Genomic DNA, 1,609 nt, shown 5'->3' with positions numbered 1-1,609 from the left:
AAAAATTGTATTTTTCCTGACTGTTGTAAAATACTGTATTGCATGAGATTAAAACTGGCATTGGTTATCAAAGGCCTCATTTTCCCTTAAATTATAACATATATTACAGGATTTTTACGGCACAATCCCTTTCTTAAAATTAAATTATAAAAAGCCTTGAAACCGCTTGTAGAAGTTTAGTACACTATAGACATAAGTTAAATATTGCAAAGTATAATTATATTAAGAAAGTTAAATTAGAAGGTGAAATCTTGGAAGCATTAGCGGTTAATACATTTCAGAAACATTTCTCTCTTAGCTATCATGATGAGCGACGCACCATGATGCGTAAGTCCTATAACAATCAGGAACAATTAAACCTTAATGAAATGGATCTTGCAGAATATTCTAGCATTACTACTAGTATGCATTATCATGACCATTTTGAAATTCTATTCTACTTAGGCAATCAATGTCAGTTTATCGTAAATGATACCAGTTACACACTCTACAATGGTGATATTATGATCATTCCACCTAACGTTCCGCATTTAATGTCTAGTGAAGAAGGCATTAATAATACCCGGTATATCTGCATGGTGCCTGAGAATTTGATTCATCAATATGCTATGGTAAATGATAATATTTTTGAAGATATTATTCGCTTTTATAATGAACCGGGTCATTACCGTTTAGATAAAGAAAATCTAGATAAGACAATTACTCATTTAAATAAAATTCTTACTCATGGTGATGAAGAAGTAGAAGATACAACCTTCGTAACTGCTTTTTACCTATACCATTCATTGATGAATGTCTATCATGCGAAGAAAATCCCGTCTATGTCTGGTGATTATAAAGATGACAAACACTTTAGTCACATCATCTACTATATCGACCAACACTTTAAAGAATCTGACTTACAATTAGACCGGATTACACAAGTATTTGATATTTCGCCCTATTATTTATCAAAATTATTCCGTAAAGAAATGAACCAAAATTTCCACGAATATTTGATTGAGAAACGTGCCAACTATGCTGCACAATTAATCAATCATATGAGCACCAACAAAATGTCCTTACAAGACGTATCCAACGCATCCGGATTCGGTGACTATTCTACTTTCTACCGTTCATTCAAGAAAGTATTCAACACCTCTCCGAAGAAGTATGCACAACAAAATACACAGTCTATTCTATAGTGGTTTAAGAGACGAAATAGCAGAAGCACGATACCCTAGAATTTCCATGGACATCGTGCTTCTTTTTTATCATATTTTATTCAGGTTTATCATCTTCACCATTTCTTCGAAAATTTGAAATATCGTGAATATCCCCAGAATTTAAATGGTTATCCTCTTCACTATCAATATCTTCTTCATCAGCTTTACTGTATGATGGTTCTGCCTCAGGCATATCCAGATTATAGCGGTCATGGATATTTTGTGAAAACTCTTCATAAGAAATAACTTTAACAAACGAATCTGGGGTAAAGCGTGGTCGATATGCCTCCGGGAAATCATCAAATTCCGACATTGAGAATAAGAAGCTTTCTCTTTGTTCTGGTGTTAGCGTAGTAAAATAAGCTAATGGAATCATATCGTCCGTTAAACGTTTGTTTCGTAGG

The 1,609-nt window shown here is 33.4% G+C and carries 1 protein-coding gene and 1 pseudogene; one reads left to right on the top strand and one right to left on the bottom strand.

Features of this window, described 5'->3' with window-relative positions; all coding sequences use genetic code 11:
• The first annotated feature begins 251 nt into the window (after positions 1-251).
• A complete protein-coding gene (locus ACRCJ0_RS13710) occupies positions 252-1,184 on the top strand; it encodes an AraC family transcriptional regulator (protein ID WP_431390782.1) in 933 nt (310 codons plus the stop codon).
• A 76-nt stretch (positions 1,185-1,260) separates the two neighbouring features.
• Here ACRCJ0_RS13710 and ACRCJ0_RS13705 read toward each other — a convergent pair.
• Positions 1,261-1,609, bottom strand: a pseudogene (locus tag ACRCJ0_RS13705) (hypothetical protein); the annotation flags it as partial.

Source organism: Aerococcus sp. L_32, from assembly GCF_050689315.1.
Note: the sequence above shows the minus strand (reverse complement) of the source record. Positions and strands in the feature narration are given on the sequence as shown.